The 21,429-nt window shown below is 47.8% G+C and carries 14 protein-coding genes; 4 read left to right on the top strand and 10 right to left on the bottom strand.

Features of this window, described 5'->3' with window-relative positions; translation table 11 throughout:
- The first annotated feature begins 28 nt into the window (after positions 1 to 28).
- Positions 29 to 874: a hypothetical protein gene (locus tag GX419_12110; GenBank protein NLI25437.1), complete on the top strand. Its 846-nt coding sequence runs from the start codon at positions 29 to 31 to the stop codon at positions 872 to 874.
- Here GX419_12110 and GX419_12105 read toward each other — a convergent pair.
- From GX419_12105 to GX419_12090, 4 genes are all read right to left on the bottom strand, one after another.
- On the bottom strand, positions 864 to 3,401 hold the full coding sequence (locus GX419_12105) for a SpoIIE family protein phosphatase (GenBank protein NLI25436.1): 2,538 nt from the start codon (positions 3,399 to 3,401) through the stop codon (positions 864 to 866). The two genes, GX419_12110 and GX419_12105, sit on opposite strands and share 11 nt — an antisense overlap.
- Before the next feature lie 9 nt (positions 3,402 to 3,410).
- A complete protein-coding gene (locus GX419_12100) occupies positions 3,411 to 5,771 on the bottom strand; it encodes a TonB-dependent receptor (protein ID NLI25435.1) in 2,361 nt (786 codons plus the stop codon).
- 334 nt (positions 5,772 to 6,105) lie between these two features.
- Entirely contained in the window at positions 6,106 to 8,757 is a 2,652-nt protein-coding gene (locus GX419_12095) for a hypothetical protein (GenBank protein ID NLI25434.1), read from the bottom strand.
- A gap of 2 nt (positions 8,758 to 8,759) precedes the next feature.
- On the bottom strand, positions 8,760 to 12,209 hold the full coding sequence (locus tag GX419_12090; protein ID NLI25433.1) for a PAS domain S-box protein: 3,450 nt from the start codon (positions 12,207 to 12,209) through the stop codon (positions 8,760 to 8,762).
- Between the two features lie 144 nt (positions 12,210 to 12,353).
- On the opposite strand from GX419_12090, the gene GX419_12085 reads away from it, so the two are divergent.
- A complete protein-coding gene (locus tag GX419_12085; protein ID NLI25432.1) occupies positions 12,354 to 13,871 on the top strand; it encodes an aldo/keto reductase in 1,518 nt (505 codons plus the stop codon).
- A 182-nt stretch (positions 13,872 to 14,053) separates the two neighbouring features.
- Here GX419_12085 and GX419_12080 read toward each other — a convergent pair whose 3' ends face one another.
- The 6 genes from GX419_12080 to GX419_12055 form a co-directional block, all read right to left on the bottom strand.
- Positions 14,054 to 15,106: a hypothetical protein gene (locus GX419_12080; protein ID NLI25431.1), complete on the bottom strand. Its 1,053-nt coding sequence runs from the start codon at positions 15,104 to 15,106 to the stop codon at positions 14,054 to 14,056.
- A 9-nt stretch (positions 15,107 to 15,115) separates the two neighbouring features.
- On the bottom strand, positions 15,116 to 16,225 hold the full coding sequence (locus GX419_12075) for a PHP domain-containing protein (GenBank protein ID NLI25430.1): 1,110 nt from the start codon (positions 16,223 to 16,225) through the stop codon (positions 15,116 to 15,118).
- 82 nt (positions 16,226 to 16,307) lie between these two features.
- Positions 16,308 to 17,570 carry a sulfate adenylyltransferase gene (locus tag GX419_12070; GenBank protein NLI25429.1) on the bottom strand — a complete coding sequence of 421 codons (1,263 nt, stop codon included), beginning with the start codon at positions 17,568 to 17,570 and terminating at the stop codon, positions 16,308 to 16,310.
- Positions 17,571 to 17,654: 84 nt separating this feature from the next.
- Complete coding sequence (gene cysD / locus GX419_12065) at positions 17,655 to 18,563, bottom strand: sulfate adenylyltransferase subunit CysD (GenBank protein ID NLI25428.1); 909 nt, start codon at positions 18,561 to 18,563, stop codon at positions 17,655 to 17,657.
- A gap of 55 nt (positions 18,564 to 18,618) precedes the next feature.
- The gene (locus GX419_12060; protein ID NLI25427.1) at positions 18,619 to 19,347 is read right to left on the bottom strand and encodes a phosphoadenylyl-sulfate reductase; all 729 of its coding nucleotides are present in this window, start codon (positions 19,345 to 19,347) and stop codon (positions 18,619 to 18,621) included.
- Positions 19,344 to 19,610: a DUF2061 domain-containing protein gene (locus GX419_12055; GenBank protein ID NLI25426.1), complete on the bottom strand. Its 267-nt coding sequence runs from the start codon at positions 19,608 to 19,610 to the stop codon at positions 19,344 to 19,346. Before GX419_12055 ends, GX419_12060 begins: the two co-directional genes overlap by 4 nt.
- 279 nt (positions 19,611 to 19,889) lie before the next feature.
- Here GX419_12055 and GX419_12050 point away from each other — a divergent pair, with 279 nt between their 5' ends.
- Both GX419_12050 and GX419_12045 read left to right on the top strand, forming a co-directional pair.
- Positions 19,890 to 21,251, top strand: coding sequence for a family 43 glycosylhydrolase (locus GX419_12050; GenBank protein ID NLI25425.1), 1,362 nt, complete (start codon positions 19,890 to 19,892; stop codon positions 21,249 to 21,251).
- 2 nt (positions 21,252 to 21,253) lie between these two features.
- Entirely contained in the window at positions 21,254 to 21,409 is a 156-nt protein-coding gene (locus GX419_12045) for a hypothetical protein (protein NLI25424.1), read from the top strand.
- The last annotated feature ends 20 nt before the right edge of the window (positions 21,410 to 21,429 follow it).

Below are 21,429 nucleotides of genomic sequence, written 5' to 3'. Positions count from 1 at the left end.
TCATTTTCACAATAAAAAATTATTGACAATGGAAAGACGAAAATTTTTTGCATCTGCATTATCCCTGGCTCCGGCATTGTATTTTCATCCGGTAGCTGAGAAAAATCCCTATATGCGGCGGCACATATTAATAGAAGCTCACCGGGGAAATTCTGCCAATGCCCCGGAAAATACCATAGCTTCTTTTTCAGAGGCTATTGCGATTGGGGTTGATCGTATTGAGCTGGATTTGCATTGTTCGCGTGATGGCAAATTGGTGGTGATGCATGACGATTCAGTTGACAGAACCACTAATGGTACAGGAAATGTGAAGGAACTCGATTATGAGTATATCCGCCAGCTGGATGCCGGCAGTTGGAAATCGCTGAAATATAAGGGTGAAAAGGTTCCCTTACTTCAGGAGGTATATGAATTATGTAAAGGGAAGGTTATGGTCAATATTGACCTTAAAGATGCCCGTGCTGTGCCTGCATTAGCCAGAATTACCCTTGAGATGGGAATGGAAGATTCAGTGGTTATTACCGGTCTGGTACCCGCCTGTACAGAAGATATCCGGAATAAGGAAGCCTTTCTTACCATGTTCTACGAAAATGATGAGGTTTTTGACAGTCTGAAAAATTCGGGCCAGAATATTAAAGCAATAGAACATGCCATTCGTCAGGCCAGGCAATACGGGTTACCGGGTTTTCTATTCCCTTTTGATTTTGTGAACCCTGATATTGTTTACCGGGCACACTTACACGGATTAGCTGTGAATGTGTGGGATGTGAACACACCTGAGCAGACAGAGCATGTGGTGCAATGCGGAGCTGATGCGCTAATGACAGATGATCCGGCCATGGCAGTGAAAAGCCTGAAGCGGTTCAGGCTCTGAATCCGATAATCAGGATATCGTCAATCTGTGCATTGTCTCCCTTCCAGCTGTTGAAATTGTCGAGGAGGATTTTGCTTTGCTCCTGCATGGGGAGAGCATGAATCTGCAGTAAGAGTTTCTGCAGGGAGGAGTATTTAAACTTCTTGTTATTGGGACCTCCGAACTGGTCGGCGTAACCGTCGGAGAACATATACACTCTGTCGTTTTCGCCGATTTCCACGGTTTGGTTGGTAAAGGGGATGGTATTGTCGAAGTGCATACCGATAGGCATTTTATCAGGCTTAAGGATGGTGAGATTTCCGTTGCGGACAATGTAAACAGGGTTATTGGCCCCGGCATACTGAAGGGTGTTGTTCAGGGGGTTGATGATGCACAGAGAGATGTCCATGCCGTCGCGGGTTTCTTCCGTTTTGCCCTTATGATGGAGAGCCCGGATTACGTTGGATCGCAACTGGTTGAGGATTTCTGCCGCGTTCAGTTCGGGCATGGCCCCCACAATGTTGTAGAGAAAGGTGAGCCCCATCATGCTCATGAAGGCGCCTGGTACTCCGTGTCCTGTGCAGTCGGCCGCTGCAATCACAACCGAATGTCCGCGGCGGATGCCCCAGAAGAAATCACCGCTCACAATATCCCTTGGCAGGAACAAAACAAAGCCTTCGGAGAAAAACCGGATGATTTCCTCTTCAGAAGGAAGAACCGCCGTCTGGATATGCCGTGCATAGACGATGCTGTCGGTGATGGCCTTGTTTTTTTCTTCGATGATCTGTTTCTGCTTGACAATCTGGTCGGTCTGTGCCAGAATCTCCTGGTTCATCTGTTCCAGTTCCTCGTTCTTTTCTTCAATTTGTTTCTTTTGCCAGGCGAGGGTAAGGTTTTTTCTGCGCATCACAATCAGTCCGGCCAGGATGGAAATGGCAATTATGGCCGAAAGAACGGTCATTCCGATGGCTCTTTTTTTTGCCAGGGCCTGTTTTTCCTTTTCAACCTGAAGAATTCTGATTTCCTGTTCCTGCCTCTTTTTGTCAGCTTCCTGCTGCTGCAGGCGCAGTTCCTGAATGGCTTTTTCCTGCTGGAGGGCTTTCATTTCCCGTTCGCGCAGTTCGGCCTCATGGCGCTGCTGGTTCAGGACCATTGCCTGCAGAATTCGTTGTTTTTCTGAGGTTTCCAGTTCCCGTTCCTTTTTGAGAAGTTCCAGTTCTTTTTGCCGTTTCTCTGCCTCCAGGTGCATTTGCCGCAATTCAAGGTCCTGCCGGTCTTCATTCGAAATTCTCAGCCAGATGTCTTTATCGGTGCGGTCTGCTTCCATGAGGAACTGCTCTTCCTTTTGCCGCTTCACTTCAGCATGGAGGTCGAGGGAGTCTTTCAGTGCCAGGTGCTTTTCATAATAGTCAAGAGCTGCAATATAATCGTTACCGGCTTTGAGGATCTGTGAATAGGTATAATAGCATTTCTGCAGCAGATCCATATCGTTGGCTTCTCTGGCGTCTTCAATGGAAAGCCTGCTAATTTCGCCGGCATTGTATAGATCGTTCTTGTAGAAATAGGTTGTGGCAAGCACATTTTCCAGAAGGGCTTTTGCGCCTGTGTTTTTCTTTACGGCAGGAGTTTCCATTGCCTGGTTCAGCAGGGCAATGGCGGTTGCATAATTGCGCACATTCTGGTAGCATACAGCCAGGTTGGTAACTATGGCCGGCACGTCCTGTTTCCGGTATGTGGATGCCAGTTGCAGGGATTGCCGGAAAAGGTCGGCCGCCTCATTGTATTTTTGATTCAGAACGCAATTGTAGGCCATATTGTTTAATACAACAACCATGGCCGAAGAGTCGCGCTGAGCTGAACATAGGGTCAACATCTGCCGGTCGTAACTGCCTGCCTCCACGAAATTTTTTTCGGAAACTGCGAGAGAAGAAAGCTGGGCAAGAACGCGGAGCACGGAAATGGAATCAGCTGTATTTCGGTAATCGTTCAGCAGGGAGAGCATTACATTTTTTGCTTCCGTTGTCTGATTGCTTCTGAGATAGCACGAGCCGGTTTTTTCGCGGAGAATGAAGGCCGGCCGGCCCGGAGGGAGGCTGCTTCTGAGCGCCAGGGCCCGCTGGTAATACTCGAGGGCTTTGGAAAAAACGTTTTTCCGGTAATAATAGTCGCCGGCCAGTTCGGATAGTTCGGCTGCTTTTTCGTTCATGCCGAGCTTTTCATAGGCCGATAAGGCTCTGAGAAGATAGTACAGGTAATCAGTGGAATTTTTCTGGGCTTCGGCTATTCGCGCCAGCAGAGTGTAGGTGGCGGCCAGCAGTTCCGGATTATGTGCATCCTCGCCAATAAAAAGGATTTTTTCGGCTTCATTCCGGGCTTTGTCAATCTGTCCTGAATCCATGAGCTGAAAGGCCTGCCGGTAGGCTAAAACCGCCTTGAGGGAATCGCTTTCCTGCTGGGGGAAACCGGAAAACATGGCAGAAGACCATCCTGGTTCGGAAAGAATTCCCATCAGCAGGGTAAAAAAAGCAATATGCCTGAAACATCTCATGCCAGCCTCTTAATTCAGGGTGTATGTAAATCCAAAACGGAAATTTCTTCCGGGTTGGGGAACCGAAACCAGGTCCATATCAGAACCCGATGTAACCGGCATTCCGTATTTTTCATCAAACACATTCATGATGCTGACATATCCCCGCAGGTTGACGCCAAAACGGTAATCGGCCGTAAAATCCATTGTATAGTAACCGTCTACGTTTCGAAAGAGGTTTTTGTACAAACCTTCGAACGGGATGAGGATGCGCATCCATTTAGTCATCCAGGTACTTTCCATCCGCAGGTAAAGGTTCTTTGCGGGGGTGGCTGTAAGGCACAACTGGCCGAAATGACGGGGCATCAGTTTGAAATTGCCGACGATATCGGATACATTGGGCAGGTTTTTGCTCCGGTCGGCGTTGAAAGTAAGGGTAAGTTCGCCCGATAGCCCAATGGAACGAACAATGTTGGTCCATTGCAGGGTGGTCTGGAATCCGTACAGACGGCTCAGTGCATCATTTTCATTCATCTTTGTTGAAGCCGAATCGTTGACCGACAGGGGGTACCGGCTTCGGTTCACCGGTATGGAGGTATTGAAATTGATCATGTTCTGCACCTGGTAGAAGTAGAAATTTCCCGAAAGGGTAAGGTTCTTTCTGATTTTCCGTTGCAGGCTGAGTTCTGAAGCCAGAAAACGTTCGGGCTTAAGGTTTTTGTTCGGAAGGATAAGGTATTTAACGCTGTCGTTATTGAGGCCGGTACGAAAAGCGAGCGATTCAAAGGAAACGGAGGAAGGCGGGGCTTTAAAGGCCGTGCCAACCGACATCCGGATGGTGGTTTTTTCGTCAGGGTTTACCATGGCAGCTATACGGGGATTCAGGCTGTTGCCGTAAAAGCTGTTGATATCGTATCGCAGTCCGCCCATCAGCCGGAACCCTCTCACCACCCAGTAAATCTGGCTGAAGGCCGACCAATTGTGGAAGAAGAAGGGATTGAAGCCGAAATCTCCCATCAGGGAATCGGTCGGGAAACTGGTTTCGCCATAGGGTTTGTATCGGGCTGCGTTGAAGGGGTGGAGGAGATAATTGGTGCGGGGCAGATTGCTCGAAAGCTGGTAGCTGATTCCTCCCAGCATTTCCAGATTGATTTTCGGAGTAAAAGTAAGCACCTCTTCAAACAGGTAATCGTCGGATGCCGAATACTGGTAAAGTTTTTCTGCTGTGGGGTGAAACGTGACAGCAAAATTGGAATTGTTGTCCATCCGGTATTGCAGCAGGCTCAGGCTGGTGGAGCTGGAGAAACGGGATGATACGGGGGTGTTATAGCTCATTACCAGGCTCTGAATATAGTCGCCCCAGAAGGCATTGGGATCATTGTAACGGAAGAAGAGAGGCGATTTGCCAATGGAACTGTGGGTATGGCGGTACATGTTGAGGTAAGAGATACCCACACCCCTGAATTTCAGGTTTAAGCCAATCATATGGGCGCCGGTAGAGAGGTCTGCGCTCATGTCGGGGAAGGTAAGGCCGCCGGCATACCTTGCAGGATAATATGTCTGGATAAAGGAAGCAGAGGTAGTACCGCTTTCAGAAAGGGTTTGGTCGGTTATGTCGAGGGGGTTATACGACTCTGAGCCGAGGGTGAATTTTTCCCGTTTTTTCTGGAAATAGTACAGAGGGTTGTAGAAATCTCCTTCCTGGTATTTGATATTCAGCCGGTTCAGTTCTGTTTTACTGCCGTAAAAGCTGTACTGCAGGAGGTTTTTGTTTCTGCCAGCTTTGCCGCCAATGCTGAAATTCATCTGGGAAAATCCGTTGGTACCAAGTCCGAGGTCGGCCTGAGCGAAGGTACCCTTTTCCGCCTCGCGGGTAATGATGTTGATTACGCCTGAAATTGCATCCGCACCGTACACGGCAGCTGAAGGGCCGCAAACCACTTCGATTCGTTCGGCCTGTCGCACCGGCAACTGGAATCCAATGGGCATGGCTCCTGCCACCGAAGGTTTAACCGGCTGGCCGTTCACCAGGATCTTGGTGTAATAGTTTCCGGTAAGGCCGCGGAGAAGGAAGGTTTCCCCTGTTTCTCCCGATCCGGCCAGGGAGATACGGATTCCGGGGATGGACTTCAGCACTTCGGCAAGGGTGCTGGCATGGCTGCGTATAATCTCTTCGTGCGATATAACATAGATGGTTACGGGTAATTCGTCAATGTTTCTGGCACTCCGGCTGGCGGCCACCACTTTGGTACCGAAGGTGTCGATGTGAAGGAGCAGATTCCGTTCATTCAGCCGGCGAAGTTCGTAGGTGACGGTATCGTTCAGCCTGCTCTGAGCCGGCAGGTTCAGAGATGTGGCAAGAAACAGCATAAGGGCAGGTGTACGAAACATCGTTGCCTTATTATGACTGATTTTGGATGTAAAAGTACTCCATTTTCAGGAAATACCGTATTTGACCTTATACGATATATCGAAAAACTGTGCTAATCCTAATTTTCCTGACCACCGAATCGTAACGATTCAAATTGTTTACATCGCATGTAAGAAATATGGTTCCTGGTTTTTTCATTTTTTTGTTCCGATGGCTGAAATTGGATCATTATAAATTCTTGTTTATTCATCAGCATAAATTACAGGTTTCTTTCTGTAATCCTGTCCGATGAATTAGAGGGCTGAAACACTGTTACAGGGCCGGATTGAAAACCCGTTTTCCGGTATTTCCGGATCAATTGGATTTTTCGGTGAAGTATTTTTTGATGATGCGTTCAGCCCGGAATGCCATATCGGTTTGCTGGAGAATTTTGGCTTTGAGATCAGAGGGATACTCCGGGTTGCTGTTGAAAAATTCATTGACCGTTGTAATAACCTCCGGTGAATTGTACAGGGAGAAGCTTGCTTCGAGCCACCGTTCGGGGAAGAAAATGTCGCCTGTGTTCCTGATTTCTTCCAGCATTTCAAGGCTGGTGCGCAGGTACCTTACTGAAGCGTCTTGACGCAGGGTGTGGTGCAGACAGGAAAGGGCCGACAGTACCCAGGGTTCATGTTCCCTGTTCCGGGGATCGCTCAGGGAGGCAAAGAAACTGTCGCGTTCTGCAATTTCTGGCGAAAGGGACGGAAGAAGGAACTGCATGCGTGCCTTTTCATCCGGATTACTGCATTCCCCGATTCTTTTCAGCAGGATGGATTTCCAGTGTATTGTATCGCGCAGGGCCAGTTCCAGGGCTATACGGTTTTTGTCTTTTTCATCCGGAAAAAATCCCGGTATGGCAGGATAGCCTTCGAGCAACTGCCGGCAGATATTCATTGCTTCATCTGATTCCATCACCGAAAGCCAGGAAAAAAAGCAGGTCCTTTTATTGCTTTTGTCTGCACCCTGTATCTCATTCCACAGCAGATTTTCGACCGGGTGGTTGTATTTTTTCCGCACGGCGGAAGGGAGCATCTGCCAGTAAACCCGTGTGAGATATTTCTGAAGCTGTGCTGAAAGAAGGGGTTCTTTTTCAGCCGGCAGGGCGGTGAGAAGGTTCCCGAGGAAAGTTTCCGGATGAATGGATCCTGCCAGGAGGTTTTCGTACAGCATAATCCAGAGCGAAGCACGTGTTACCGGAAGAAGGTAATCACTGTGTTGCAGGAAGGCAAAACAGGAGTCAATGACCTTATTGTCGGGCAGAATGATGCCGTAGGTGTTTCCGTCAGGGTTGGGCAGGGGAACAGAGCGGGAAGCGAAGGAGGCTGAAGAGGCCAGTGCTGATGCCGGTGTGGAAAGAAAGATGCTGTCGCAGGCAATGGTTTTTCCTCTGCTGATCCAGGCCACTTTAAGAAACTGGGGCAGTACAGGGCCGTTTCGGCCGGTTTTTCGGTGGCTCAGGTTTACAATGAGTTTCTCTGTATCTCCTTCTGTTTGAAAGGCAATTTCAGGAACTCCGGAACCATAGAGCCATGCGTTGGTCCAATCGTTTATGGAAATTTTCCGAAGAGAAGGAAGATGCACGGCAAGGTCTTTCCATCCGGCAGTACCATAGGGATGTTCCGAAAGGTACTTTTGCAGGGCCTGCTGAAACACTTCTTCTCCGGCCAGTCGTTCCAGTTGCATAATTGCTATGGGTGCTTTATGGTAGATAATGTTTCCGTAGAGTGATCCGGCCTTATTCAGATTGTCGAGTTTCTGCATTACCGGGTTGGTTCCCGGTGTGCGGTCAATATCATAGGAAGGAGGATAATGGGCCAGGAGAAAGCGAAGCCGAAAATCAACCTGAGGGAACAACTGCCCGGTAATTTTATCGGCCATAAAACCTGCGAATACTTCCTTCATCCATACTTCGTCGAACCAGGGCATGGTAACATAATCGCCGAACCAGATGTGGGCAGTTTCATGCGCTATCAGACCGGCCCTTGCCAGCAGGTCGTCGGGGGAAGGATTTTCGGGAAGAAAGATGCGGCCGGCATTCAGGAAAATGCATCCCGGATGTTCCATTCCTCCGTATTGAAAGGAAGGAATAACCACCAGATCGTATTTGGGGAAAGGGTAGGCAATTCCGGTATACTGTTCCATGAAATGAAGGGAAGAATCAGCGAGGCGGAGAATTTCAGGGGCATTGTTTCTGACTTTCTGTGCATCGTTTTCACGATGGTAAAGGACGATCGGATGTTTTGCGCCGTGAAACGAAATGGTGTCGAACCGGCCGGCTGCAAAGGCAAACAGGTAAACCGGCAGGGGCGGGGTTTCCTGAAAGAGCAACACGGTGCGGCCGGTATGCAATGTGTCCTGCGAGGCCAGTGGACTGTTCGCAACAGCCTTCCATTGGCTGGGAATACTGAGCTTCAACCGGAAAACGGCTTTCAGTCCGGGCTGGTCAATGCAGGGGAACACTGTACGCGCCCTGTCGGGAACCAGAAGAGTATAGAGGTAGTCATCATTCCGGTTCAGCGACAAATCGCCGGCGAAAAATTCAACATCCAGCCTGTTGGCAGAGGCATTGAAATTTCCGGGGAAAATTATCAGATGCTCATCCCTGAAAGCAAAACGGGCGGATTTTCCGTTCAGCCTGACGGAAAGAATGCGCGGGCTGTCTTCTCTGAAATCCAGTACCAAAGGGTCCGATAAGCGGTTTCGCATGAAGCGGAGCGAAAGAAATCCTTTAACCGGTTCGGACAATTTCTCCGGTACTTCGAAAGAAAGGTCATACTGCAGGTTCCGGAGATCCGATTGGCGGTACCGCGCCAGTTCTATTGATACCCCTGCTCCCGGGTGATTGGGGTTAAATCCGGGATGGCAGGAAGGCAGGATGATTACAAAGGCCAGAATAAGAAAAGCAGGGCTTGGCGTTCTTTTTGCGGCCGGTATACGATTTGTCTTTGAGCAGGTTGTCTCATCCACACTCACAGCAGGTTTTTCTTTTTAAGTACCGTTTCAATTGTTCCCATAAGGTGATCATAAGTTAAGGGTTTCGCAATGTACCCATCGAAACCTTCTGCAAGGATGCGCTGCTCATCGCCCGACATAGCGTAGGCGGTTTGCGCAATTACCGGCAGGGAAGGGCATTTTTTTCTGATTTCCTTCAGCGCTTCGGTCCCGCTCATTCCGGGCATTTTAATATCCATCAGCACCAGGTCAATATCGTTGTTTTGCAGGCATATATCCACGGCTTCCCTGCCTGTGGAAGCGCGAAGAACAGTAAACCTTTCCGGGGTAAATAATTCCCGCAGATAGAAGAAATTAATATCATCGTCTTCTGCAATAAGAATTTTCAACTGTATTTCACCTGCTGATTGAGAAAGATGTTTGCCTGGTTCTTTCCTGATGCTTTCGGAATGTATTTTGCAGGGTAAGAAAACGGTAAACATAGAGCCTTTTTCTGGTTCCGATTCAACGCGGATTGTCCCTCCCAGCAGTTCGGTATAGGCTTTTGCAATGGCCAGTCCCAGGCCGAGACCTCCTTTGCGTACCGCCACATCTCCTTCCACCCGGCCGAAACGGTCAAAGATTCTGTTGTGGTATTTCGGGTCGATGCCGATGCCGGTATCTTCGACATAAAACTCTATTCCCTTGTTTTCTTCAATGCGGTAACCGAATTTCACGTATCCCTCTTCGGTATATTTGATTCCGTTGGATATGAGATTTGTCAGTATCTGCTGGAGTTTAACCTCGTCGGTTTCAATGAAGACATTTTTTTCCGGGTCGTCTGATTCGCATACCAGCCTGATGTCTTTTTCTTCGGGGATGGTAATCTGTAATCTTTTATGGAGTGAGTGCATCAGCTGGTTAATATCCACCCTGGTAAGGGCAGGTGTAATCTGCCGGGTTTCAATCCGTGAGATTTCAATGATGTCGTCAATTACCGACAGCAGATACTGCCCGCTTTTCTGGATAATTTCCACAAACTCATGTTTCTTTTCCTGGCTATAGGATTCTCCTTCCAGCAACTGACTGAAGCCCATGATGGCATTCATCGGGGTACGGATTTCGTGCGAAAGGTTCGCCAGAAAGGCGGATTTCAGCCGGTCGCTTTCTTCGGCCTTTTCTTTGGCCCGGATAAGTTCTTCGGTTATTTTCTTTTGAGTGGTTATATCTTCCTTGATGGCCACGAAATGCGTAATGGTTCCGCTTTCGTCGGCAACGGGCGAAATAATGGTACTTTCCCAGTATAGCTGGCCGTTCTTTTTCTTGTTATAAAATTCGCCCACCCAGTCTTTCCCTGATAAAATGGTGTCCCATAAGTTTTTATAGAATGATTTATCATGGTACCCAGACTTCAGAATCCGCGGATTCATTCCGAGTACTTCTTCGCGGGAATACCCGGTGATTAATGAAAATGCCGGATTGACATATTCGATTCTTCCATACCGGTTGGCAATGAATATGCAAACCGGGCTTTGTTCGACGGATGTTCCCAGCAGGCGGAGTTTTTCCTCGGCCTGCTTTCTGGAGGTTATGTCCTGGTAGATGACCAGTTCATGCAAAGAACCGTCCCAGAAAACTCCTTTGCGGTACACCTGCAGGATGCGCGGTTTCCCGTCTTTACGGATAATTTCCACTTCATACTCTTCCTGAGCGTATTGGTTGGATTTCCTTGCCAGTTTTCGCTGTTCATGTTCCAGAAGGGATTTTTCCGTGTAATAGCTTTTGATCGGGGTATCCAGGTATTCATTAAAGGACCCGAACCCAAATACGTTTAAAAATTCCTGGTTGACATACTTTGTTGTTCCGTCAGAGGAAACAATCCGGATGCCAAAGGGCGATTCATCCAGGGTGTGTCGGAAGTTGCTCTCTGACTGCTGCAAGGCCAGTTCGGTTTTTTTCCGTTCCGTAATGTCCTCGTATGTGCCCAGTACTCCGATGATTTCGTTTGCTGTATTCCGCAAGGGTATTTTACTGGTTTTTAGCCAGATGGTACCTCCATCAGGGGTAGTCTGAGGTTCTTCGTACTGAAGTTTAGGGATTCCGCTTTCTATTACCTCTTTGTCGTCGCGGCGGTAAAGCTCGGCCTGTTGCACCCAGCCCATGTCGAAATCGGTTTTGCCGATCAGGTTTTCCGGTTTTTCCAGTCCGGCGTCGGTGGCAAAAGGTTTGTTGCAGCCCAGATAAACCGAATTTCTGTCTTTCCAGAAAACCCGCACGGGAATTGTGTCAAGAATTTCTTTCAGCAGCAGTTGTGATTCCCTGATTTTCATCTCCCGTATTTGAATCTCCCTTTGAAAATTTCTTTCATTGGTCTGATCCCTGAAGACCAGGACAACACCCAGAATATCGTTTTCGTCGCTGCGGATGGGAGCTCCGCTGTCGGCAACAGGAATCTCCCTGCCATCTTTTGACAGCAGAATGGTATGATTGGCCAGTCCTACCACAATGCCTTCCCTGAGCACTCTTTCCACCGGATTTTCGACCGGCAGGCGGGTTTCTTCGTTTACGATGCGAAAGATTTCTTCTATTTCTCTGCCCCTGGCGTCAGCCTCTTTCCATCCTGTAAGCTCTTCCGCTACGGGATTCATATGCATTATTTTCCCCTGCCGGTTGGTTGTGATAACAGCATCGCCAATGCTGTAAAGGGATGTGCGGAACAGAGATTCCCTGGCTTTCAGTTCTTCCTCTGTCGTTTTGAAGGAGGTAACATCCCTGATAAAACCTCCAATGCCGGTTTTCCCCTTTGCCAGGGGAACAGGAAATTTAAGCGTTTCATACCATTTTTCACCATAATGCTCGAGAAAGGAAACCATTTTCCCCTTTCGACTGGCCTCCTCATCTGATTTTCTGCACTGACTGGCCAGAGACTCGGGCATAAGTTCAGAATCTGTTTTGCCAATGATATCCTTTCGTTTTTTTCCGAGAAATTTTTCGTATGCTTCATTTGTCCATAGGTACCTGAATGATTCATCCTTCAGGAAAACCAGAGTTGGGGTAGAATTCAGGAAAATTAAATTCTGAATGGTATTGGCTCTGAGGGTTTGTTCTGTTGTTTTCATCCGGAGCAGGACATTTAAAGCAGACCAAAGTTCAGCGGGTGAAAAAGGTTCATTGAGAACGATATCAGCTATCTCTTCGGGAAGAGGAGAGGAGTGCTCTTTCTCTGAAGGGATTAAAAGAAGCCGGGGAATTTTTTCGGTTGAATGCGATTTTTTAAACGCCTCGCAAAAGCCAATTGCCGCCTGTACTGAATCGTGCGAGGAGGTGAGAATAATATCAGGATGCAGTTTGATTTTCTGAAGAGCTTCTTCGCGGGAGAGAGCCATTTCGGTATTGTATCGTTCCTTCAGCAGTTTTGTTAGCCGGCCGGCTTGTTCAGCAGAATCACTGACAATCAGAATGAAAGGTTTTTGAGGGTCGGATGACATACATAAATTTTTTTCGAAGATAAGAAATGATTTTAAAATGAATGTTCATGCCGTGTGCGGGTTAAAATAGGGTATGGTAATTCAACAAAATATTCGTTTAATTGTTGTAATTTTAAGAACAAACATCAACCAAATTCTTAACCAATGAAAAAACCGGACAATCCTTCGTTTACCCGAAGGCAGTTTCTTCGCACCACTGCTGCAGGAGCTGCGTCGGTAATGATTCTTCCTGCTGTCGGGTTTCGGGCTGAGGTAGCCGGAAAGCCGATGAAGCGCATGTTAGGCCGGACGGGTTTTGAAGCCACAACGTTGGGTCTGGGAGGGCAGGCTTCCATTCAATGGACTCCTGAAGGGATAACTCCGTCAGAAATCATTGTAAAGGCTTACCGTAAAGGAGTCAATTACTTTGACACATCGAATCTTTATGCGCGCAGTCAGGAACATTACGGAGAAGCCTTCCGCATTCTGGGGCTGGTGCCGGGTCTTTCCAATTACAGCGAAAAGGCGCGCCGTTCCATTTTCCTCACTACCAAAACCCATCTGCGGTGGGGAAAAGGAGAAGACAATGTTGAGGGGGTAAGCAACTGGACAAACGGTACACCAGGTTCTCATACAGCAGATGATATCCGGCGGTCGCTCACTCAGATCTTCGGTGACGGGAAAGGGTATTACCCTCCCGATGCCTATCTGGATATGATTCTTATTCACAGCTTAACTTCCATTCAGGAAGTAGATGCTTTGTATACGGGATATGATGACCCTGACCCGAAAGCTGAACGCATTGGTGCTCTGGCTGTTTTGCGGGACTTTCGTGATGGAACCAATCGTACAGGACTCAATCCGAAAGAAGAAAAACTGATCCGCCATATTGGCTTCTCGGGGCATTATAATCCGGCGGTGATGATGGAAATGATCCGGCGCGACAGGGAGAATCTGCTGGATGCCATGCTGGTAGCCATCAATCCCAACGACAAGCTGATGTTCAACATGCAATACAATGTTATACCGGTAGCAAGAGCAAAAAATATGGGAATCATTGCCATGAAGGTTTTTGCCGACGGAGCCATGTACACCAAGCCTGCCCATTGGACACAAGGCCCGCATGAGGTGGTTCGGTTTGCCCGCAACCGGGATCTGAACCCCACATCGCTGATTCGATACGCTCTTACCACACCGGGTGTTCATACTGCCATCATCGGAATAGGACAAATCAGCAACAACCCCGAAGAATGCCAGATTGAGCAGAATATGGCTTCTGCCCAGATTGCTCCGGATGGATTGTCAGAGTCAGACCGGATTGAAATTGAAAAAATGACTGCCAGGGTAAAAGACGGGAAGACCAATTACTTTCAGATGGAATATAACGGGCTTACCCCGCCTTCGGCCTTCTCGGTAGAACAGGAAAACAGGGACGGGAAAAGGCTGGTGCGTGCGAAGTGGCATACAGCCTATGCCGGTGATGCGCCCATCACTTCGTATGAACTCTGGCGGGATGGGCAAAAAGTTGCTGGAATACCCTTTGCTCCGCAGATAACGAATGATCCGTTCATTTATGAAGAATCCCTTCAGGACAGAGAACCGCACAAATACTCTATGAAAGCAGTGGACGCCCTTGGGAGGGTTGCTTCCGGAGAAGTTACTGTGCTGGAAGGGATGGTATGATTTACTTCTTTTTGTCGCCAGTTTGAAGGCCTAAAACGATTTATCACGGATTACGCATCAGGAATTTTAAGCGACCTGATGCTGAGTTGGTGGCTCTTACGTGCAGGAATCCGGCTTAACCCCGCTGAAACGAAATGAAAGCATCTCCTTTGACACATTGCGCAATTAAAGCGCAATGCAGGTTATATCAGGGTAAAATCATTGAAAAGAATGTCCCCGGAAATGCACCTGGCGGATGCATTGTTATCTTCCAGGCTCAGGATGAAAGCATATAGCCTGGCGGGAATTGACGGGTGTTTTCTGAAAATTTTCAGCAACGGATCGCGGTAATGTAGACCTGCTGACAAAAAGGTGTACCTGCCATCCCAGGCCATTTTACGTGCTCTGGTCATCAGGGATGCCAGAGCACAGGCAGTACCTTCGGTAGCCGCAAAATAACGAACATACAAGCACCGTAAAGGTTTTCCTTTCCGGGGAGGAAGGGGCAGAGGGAGGAACATATGGAAAAACTGCCAGAGGCGGATTACCAGGCCGGTAGTAAATGACCAGTCTTCGACCACGTTCTGCCGGAAATTGGAAACATCCTGCAGAACAATGGAGGCATGCCGCACATTGTTTTTCCATGCGGAGAGCACAACAGAGTCGTGCAGGGATTCGGCCGAAATAACCGGACCGAACTTGTACCGGCTATACCATGCGTTGAAAAAAGCAAGTAAATCGTCAGACGGTTCCTCTGTTATAATCTGATAGCGGGTTGTTCCTTTATACCGTCTTTTAGGAAAGAAATTAAACTGAATAAAATGTCCTGCCGGCACCAGGGAGGGAAGGCCGGCCCTGCCTCCCATGAGGCTGATGACCCTTGCATTTCCTTTCAGGGCTGTGGCATACAGGATATTCCATTTCTGGTTGAGGGCATACTGCAGAAAGGTATACAGCAGGCGGAACAGGGCCGTTGACCCGCGAAAATCGGGGTGAATTTTAATATCACGAATTACTCCGATCTCCTGAACTTTACCTTCCAGAACGGCAGGATGCCTGGCTATGGTGAGCACACCGGCAATTCGTCCTCCGGTTTCAGCTACCATCGTTTTAAACGGGCCAATTCTCCGGTTGATGGCAAAAAAATCAGGGATCCTTTCCACGCGAATGGTGAGGTTTCCGCGCATAGGGGCTTCCCTGTTCAGCTGTTGCAGGGCTTCGTTGTCAGCTTCCGTGGCTTCGCGGATAAGGATCATTACGTAAAACTATTTTTCCGGGCTGATCAGATAACTTAGTCTGAGATTCTTCCCCGGAGCAATATAAGCGTTCAATATCCTGAGAGGAAGCTCAAACTGGCTGAGATTTGAAATGGTCTTCACTTCCACAACATATTTTTCACCGGCTTTGATTTTAAAGAAGGGCCCTGTGTTATGCAGGGTAAACCTGCCGATGTTTTCGATGAACAAATCCTGGCTGCTTTTATTGCTCAATGTTACGGAAACAACGGAGGTCTTTGGCTCATAAACTGCCGATTCGACAACAAGAGAGGCTTTGATCAGGGGTTCAAGGAATTCCTGAGTACCGGCGAGAAGTTGGGCATGCCATATGACGGTACGATGGTTTTCCAGAGCTTCTCTGATGGCATCTGCCGACTTTTCACGGGCAAAAACAAGAGTAATGGGCCGGTGGCCTGTTTGGGGCTCCGGGAAGCTCCATTCAATCATCCCGTGAATATCGGAATTGGCCAGAATGGTGAGATTGTTTTTCAGAGCAATTTCAAAGGCTTCGTCGGAGAAATTGTAATCATTTACAACTTCAATCCCGTCAAACAGATTTTCTTTCAGAAGCTGTTTATGAAGAGGTGTCAGTTCAGCCATGCCGTCCGGTTTCTGGGCAGTCCACATGGGATGGTTCCAGAAAATCCATGCCCCTTGCTTTTTTGCTTCGCGGATTGCCTCCAGCGGATCATCTTTTTTCAGGGCGTTGCTGTTGGAAAGAAAAAGGGCATTCAGATGGCCGGGAGGCATATCGCGTGTAATTTCAGAACCATGAATAACAATAAGGCCTTTTTCGGATCCGTATTCGGCTGCTATTTCGTATGAACGGTTAAAATCAACGGCCGGAATGTCCCTGTCGTGGGGAGTGTATTCCAGATGATCCGTAATGGCTATGGCATCAAGCCCTTCGCGAAGAGCCTCATCAACCCGGATGGTTGGCCAAACAAGTCCGTCAGAAAAAACTGTGTGGATATGGAAATCACACAACAGGGTATGGTAACCGGGAACCGAAGGAAAACTATAAGGCTGGGCAGGCTGGCCCGATAGGGCAAATGCACAAAAAATCCAGGCAAGCAACATCACCGAAATCTTCTTCATACAATTCGATTTTATTCCGGACGATAAATGTATGATTTTTATCGTTTCGGTGTGAATCTCCTGATGGATTTTGCCGGTGAAGTCAGCCTTCAATCATACCGGCAGCAACGGTTGCATTGGTAACCTCGTCGATAAGGATAAAACTTCCGGTAGTACGGTTTTCCTTGTACGGGTCAAAAAACAATGGTTTAGCCAGCTTTAACTGAACTTTGCCGATATCATTCATTTCGAGAGGGCGGCCTTGCTTTTCATCAAGAGTATTCATGTCCGTTACGGAAAGAATTTCTTCGATGCGGCATTTGTATGTACCGGTAACATGCATCAGCAAATACCGGGCATTCGGATTCATTGGTGCCTCGCTGAACCAGGAGATCATTGCCTGAAGGGAGGAACTGTTGTGTGGCAGATCCTGCTCGGGCACAATAAGACTGCCTCTTCCGATGTCAATATCCTTATCAAGGCTGATGATGACAGAACTGCCGTTGAAAGCAGTTTCCATTTCATGGGTTCCTTTTCTGACAGTCAGAATGGTTGCTTTCATGCCGGAAGGTAAAACGGTCACTTTTTGGTTTTTATAGAACCTGCCACCCGAAACACGGCCTGCATAGCCGCGGAAATCGGGGAATTTTTGCTGATCAGGGCGTATAACATATTGTACAGGAAAGCGTCCTCTTTCTGAACCTGCATTTTCAGCCGGGGTTTCTTCCAGAACTTCCAGCAGGGTTTTTCCTGCATACCATGGCATGTTGGATGATTTCTCCACGATATTATCGCCCTGCAGGGCGCTTATGGGAATAAACTGCACATCTTTTAATCCCAGCCGCCTGATAATTTTCTGGAATGCAGACAGGATTTTCAGGTAAACGCCTTCTTCGTAATTGACCAGATCCATTTTATTGATGCAAACAAGGACGTGTTGTATGCCAAGAAGGGATGCGATGAAGGTATGGCGGATGGTTTGTTCGACGATGCCGTTCCGGGCATCAACCAGGATCAGGGCGAGGTGAGCCGTTGAAGCTCCTGTTACCATGTTGCGGGTGTACTGAAAGTGCCCCGGGGTATCGGCAATAATGAATTTTCTGCGGGGAGTGGAAAAATACCGGTAAGCCACATCGATTGTGATGCCCTGTTCCCTTTCCGCCCGCAGTCCGTCAGTAAGAAGGCTCAGGTTGATCTGGCTTTCGCCGCGCCGTTTACTGGCCAGGGCGATCGCATCGAGTTGATCTTCAAAGATGGACTTGCTGTCAAAAAGAAGTCGTCCGATGAGGGTGCTTTTTCCGTCATCTACACTGCCTGCCGTGGTAAACCTTAACAAGGGCATTGGGGAAGGATGATATTGGTTCATACTGTTCATTTTCGGAATGGTTGGGAGTTTTTAAACTATAGGTTCTACTGGGAATTAAGGGAACAAACATTCGGGACAGGTTATTTAAAAATAGCCTTCCCTTTTTCTATCTTCCATGGCGGCTTCCGACCGTTTGTCGTCGTATCTGCCACCGCGCTCGGTAACACGCGATGCAGCTATTTCCTGCACAATTTCTTCGACGGTAGAAGCCCTGGAAAGGGTTAATCCCGTGCAGGTAATATCGCCGATGGTGCGGCATCTGACATCACGTATCTCAATGGTCTCAGAGTTTTTACGGGTCATAAAGGGAGCATTGGCCAGCCAGATTCCGTCACGGAAAAATACTTCCCGGCGATGCGTAAAATAAAGCGAAGGAACGGGAATTTCTTCCTTCATGATATAGAGCCACACATCCAGTTCTGTCCAGTTGCTGATGGGAAAAACGCGAAAATGTTCACCGGGGTTTTTCCGGCCGTTAAAAATATTCCAGAGCTCCGGCCTCTGGTTCCGGGGATCCCATTGTCCGAATTCATTCCGGTGGGAGAAAAAACGTTCTTTGGCACGGGCCTTTTCTTCATCCCGCCTGCCTCCACCAATGGCGGCATCTATGTGCAGCTCTTCAATTGCGTCAAGAAGAGTGACTGTTTGCAGTACATTCCGGCTGGCATTGTAGCCGGTTTCGTCTTTTACCTTTCCCTGTCTGATGCTGTCTTCAACATATCTTACGAACAAAGGCAAACCGGTTTTTCGGGCCAGTGCGTCACGGAATTCTAACGTTTCCTGAAAATTATGACCGGTATCAATATGCAGCATGGAAAACGGAGGCAGGGCAGGGTAAAAAGCCTTCATCGCCAGATGCACAAGAACAATACTGTCTTTTCCGCCGGAGAAAAGAATAACGGCCCGCTCAAATTGCGCGGCAACCTCCCTCAGTACATAGATGGCTTCATCTTCCAGTTCGGTCAGATGGCCGGTCGGTACTGCTATTTCCATTTGGTCCCTTTTATTCATATTCTTTTTCAGGTTAACATGTTATTCCTTCTGAAACTCATGCAGAGACTGTATGGAGTCCGCATTCTTTTGAAGAATTGCTTTCCCACCACCAGCGTCCTGCCCGGAAATCCTCCCCTTCCCTGATGGCTCGTGTGCAGGGTTGACAACCTATACTGGGAAATCCTTTGTCGTGAAGGGAGTTATAGGGAACATTCCGGGAGATGATATACCTGCGCACATCTTCTGTTGACCAGGTGAACAAAGGATTGTATTTTATTATCTGATGTCCGCTATCCCATTGAAACAGAGCCTGACCTTTGCGGCTTTCCGATTGTTCTGCCCGCAAACCGGTAACCCAGATTTTCTCCCCCAGTAGTGCCCGCTGTAAAGGAAGAACCTTTCTGATATGGCAACATTCGATCCGGTTTTCTTTTGACTCGTAAAAACTGAATGGCCCTTTCCGGCTCAGCATCTGTTCCAGCAGGTTTTGTTCGGGATAATACACCTTTATTGACACAGTATATTTCTCAAGAGTCCGCTGCCAGGTTTTATATGTTTCAGGAAATAACCGGCCGGTATCAATGGTAAAAACTTTTACCGCAAGTCCGGAAGCCGATATCATATCGGTAATCACCTGGTCTTCCAGCCCGAAACTTGTGGAAAATACCACCTGACCGGGATAACGTTCTGTCAGTTCTTTCAGAATGGTTTCCGGCTGAGCATTTTTATATTGTTCCGAGAGAATGTCGGTGAGTCTTTCGCCCCCGATGTTTTCCTGTATCATGATTTTGCTCTTTGAATGAATCTGAAAAATCCAGAAAAAAGAAAAGGGAAACGCAATTTTTGTTGCGGAAAGTATTCCCAGGCACGTTCATGGAAATAATAGAGAATCATTTTAGTGAAAACTTCTATTGATCCTATGGACAATGCAATTACCAGCCTGCCTGTGAGAAGATAGGATATGACCATTGTGTCAATCGTCCCGATGATACGCCAGCTGATAGCTTTCAGTATACTTTTTGCCGGATGGTCGCGTAATGGAGTCATATGGTTCTGTTTCAGGTTGCTTTTGCCGAAGGGTTTTACGGCAACTGGAGTTCCGGCAAATATATTCCTGTTATTCCATGCTGTCAATACAGGAAATTACGTAAAGTGATACGTACAATACTTATAAGCTGAAATACGTAGAGGTGGGGTCTTAGCGTCTGATGCCATAGAATCAGAAAAGGGTATTGGCCAGCGCGAAATGACGGACAGTGTTCGGTATGGTATATTTTGCCATGATGATTTTAATTACGATCTTCGGGCAATAAACAGGTTTCTTCCATGCATGCAAAAACTATCCTATCGCGCTATTTTACCGGTCTTTTTATTTCTCAGTTGTTGATTCAGATTTCATTGAACCAGGGCGTTTTTTCCCAGAATCCCATTGTTCCCCCCGGAGTGTATATTGCCGATCCATCAGCTAAGGTATGGTCTGACGGCAGAATTTATGTTTATGGTTCCCGGGATGAAAGCCCTTTCTATTATTGCTCATGGAGGCATGATGTTCTCTGGTCGGAAGACTTAAGAAGCTGGCAAATTGCCGAGAATGTGTTTGCTTCAAAGGGTTCAGGAGATGAAATTCCTTACAGCGATGCCCTTTTGTATGCACCTGACTGCGCTTATAAAGATGGGGTGTATTACCTGTATTACTGCCTTGCTTCATTTGAAAACACAGAAGGTGTAGCTACTTCCCTTTCTCCTCTCGGACCTTTCCGAAAGGGCAGGGTAATGAATGCTTCTGTTCTGCGGGAGATTGATCCTGCTGTATTTATTGATGATGACGGGCAGGCTTATTATGTCTGGGGTCAGTTTTCGGCCAAAATGGCGAAACTGAAACCCGGCATGGACGAAATTGATGAAACTACCATCAGGGATGGAATTGTGACAGAAAAGGAACATTTTTTTCACGAAGGGGGGTACCTTATTAAGCGTAACGGCATATATTACTTTATCTATGCACACATGGGCAGGGCAAATCGTCCCACCTGCCTAGGGTATGCCATGGCCTCAAATGTATGGGGCCCATACCATTACGGAGGGGTCATCATCGACAATGACCACTGTGATCCTGCTGTATGGAACAACCACGGCAGCATTGTTCAATTCAACGGCAAATGGTATGTTTTTTATCACCGGTCAACCCATGCCTCCAATACCATGCGGAAGGCATGCGTTGAGCCGATTACCTTTAATGATGACGGTACCATCAATGAGGTGGAGATGACTTCCCAGGGTGCCGGCCCGCCTCTGACGGCAAAAAGACTGATTGATGCGGAAAGAGCCTGTCTTCTTTTCGGGAATACCCGTATTGTTATGGAGAGTCCTTCCAATGAGGTTCTTGCAGGAATCAGGAATGACGATAAAGCCGCATATAAATATATTGATTTTGGAAAAGGAGTTGATTCCGTGCTCTTCAGGGTCCGGTCTGTCGGTTCGGGAGGCATTATCGATGTGGCAGTGGATCAGCCGTGGGGAAGGTCTGTGGCACAGGCAGAAGTTCCTGCCTATACAGGAGGTTGGACAGTTGTTGCAGCTCCTGTCAGGGCAACAGAAGGTGTCCATGCGGTATGGCTGAGATTCTACGGAAAAGGAGAAAACCTGTTTGAAGTGGACTGGTTACAATTTACACCACATCGTGAATGAGAATGTCAGTTTTTTTTGGGGATGCTTACCACCGGTTAAGCCAGGTCTGCTTCGCATCCCTTTGTCTTTTTTCTTTCTTCGATCTGCTCAGATGGGATCTGGCAGCTCTCAGAAAGAAAAAAGCCAGAGACTTTCGTCACTGGCTTTACCGGTTGTAGCGGGGGTTGGATTCGAACCA

This window comes from Bacteroidales bacterium (assembly GCA_012517825.1).
Taxonomy (GTDB): domain Bacteria; phylum Bacteroidota; class Bacteroidia; order Bacteroidales; family JAAYUG01; genus JAAYUG01.
The sequence above is the reverse complement of the archived record's forward strand: the minus strand, read 5'-3'. Positions and strand labels throughout refer to the sequence as shown.

What these genes read in the sequence shown, in the direction of transcription:
- GX419_12090 (NLI25433.1), bottom strand. Translation starts at nt 12,209, where the DNA reads ATGTCATCCGACCCTCAAAAACCTTTCATTCTGATTGTCAGTGATTCT.
- GX419_12070 (NLI25429.1), bottom strand. Translation starts at nt 17,570, where the DNA reads ATGAACCAATATCATCCTTCCCCAATGCCCTTGTTAAGGTTTACCACG.
- GX419_12085 (NLI25432.1), top strand. Translation starts at nt 12,354, where the DNA reads ATGAAAAAACCGGACAATCCTTCGTTTACCCGAAGGCAGTTTCTTCGC.
- GX419_12080 (NLI25431.1), bottom strand. Translation starts at nt 15,106, where the DNA reads ATGATCCTTATCCGCGAAGCCACGGAAGCTGACAACGAAGCCCTGCAA.
- GX419_12100 (NLI25435.1), bottom strand. Translation starts at nt 5,771, where the DNA reads ATGTTTCGTACACCTGCCCTTATGCTGTTTCTTGCCACATCTCTGAAC.
- GX419_12105 (NLI25436.1), bottom strand. Translation starts at nt 3,401, where the DNA reads ATGAGATGTTTCAGGCATATTGCTTTTTTTACCCTGCTGATGGGAATT.
- GX419_12110 (NLI25437.1), top strand. Translation starts at nt 29, where the DNA reads ATGGAAAGACGAAAATTTTTTGCATCTGCATTATCCCTGGCTCCGGCA.
- GX419_12075 (NLI25430.1), bottom strand. Translation starts at nt 16,225, where the DNA reads ATGAAGAAGATTTCGGTGATGTTGCTTGCCTGGATTTTTTGTGCATTT.
- GX419_12050 (NLI25425.1), top strand. Translation starts at nt 19,890, where the DNA reads ATGCATGCAAAAACTATCCTATCGCGCTATTTTACCGGTCTTTTTATT.
- cysD (NLI25428.1), bottom strand. Translation starts at nt 18,563, where the DNA reads ATGGAAATAGCAGTACCGACCGGCCATCTGACCGAACTGGAAGATGAA.
- GX419_12055 (NLI25426.1), bottom strand. Translation starts at nt 19,610, where the DNA reads ATGACTCCATTACGCGACCATCCGGCAAAAAGTATACTGAAAGCTATC.
- GX419_12060 (NLI25427.1), bottom strand. Translation starts at nt 19,347, where the DNA reads ATGATACAGGAAAACATCGGGGGCGAAAGACTCACCGACATTCTCTCG.
- GX419_12045 (NLI25424.1), top strand. Translation starts at nt 21,254, where the DNA reads ATGTCAGTTTTTTTTGGGGATGCTTACCACCGGTTAAGCCAGGTCTGC.